This window comes from Hymenobacter sp. B1770, assembly GCF_049896385.1.
Classification (GTDB): Bacteria; Bacteroidota; Bacteroidia; order Cytophagales; family Hymenobacteraceae; genus Hymenobacter.
In genome coordinates this window covers 418-766 of sequence record NZ_JAFCUF010000065.1, presented here as the reverse complement: position 1 = coordinate 766, position 349 = coordinate 418, and the positions used below count along the sequence as shown (strand labels likewise).

General features: G+C 66.2%; 1 protein-coding gene. It reads left to right on the top strand.

The window, feature by feature from the left end:
• Positions 1-349, top strand: a 349-nt coding sequence (locus ACP7AJ_RS21495) for a YitT family protein (protein WP_426062291.1), incomplete at both ends; no start/stop codon positions are given.

The following is a 349-nucleotide window of genomic DNA, read 5'->3' as shown; positions in this document are numbered from 1 at the left end:
GCTGATTGTGTTGCTCAACCTGCCCTTCATCGTCATGGGCTACTACCAGCTCGGCCGGGGTTTCGCCCTGAAAACCCTGCTCGCCATCCTCGCCCTGGCGGGCGTGCTGCTCGTCATCGCCTTTCCCCCGCTCACCGACGACAAGCTGCTCATCGCCGTCTTCGGCGGCTTCTTCCTGGGCGCGGGCATCGGCCTGGCCATGCGCGGCGGGGCCGTGCTCGACGGCACGGAGGTGCTGGCCCTGTACGTGAGCAAGAAAACGGCCATCTCGGTGGGCGACGTCATCCTGCTCATCAACCTGCTCATCTTCAGCGCCGCGGCCCTGCTGCTGTCCGTCGAGACGGCGTTG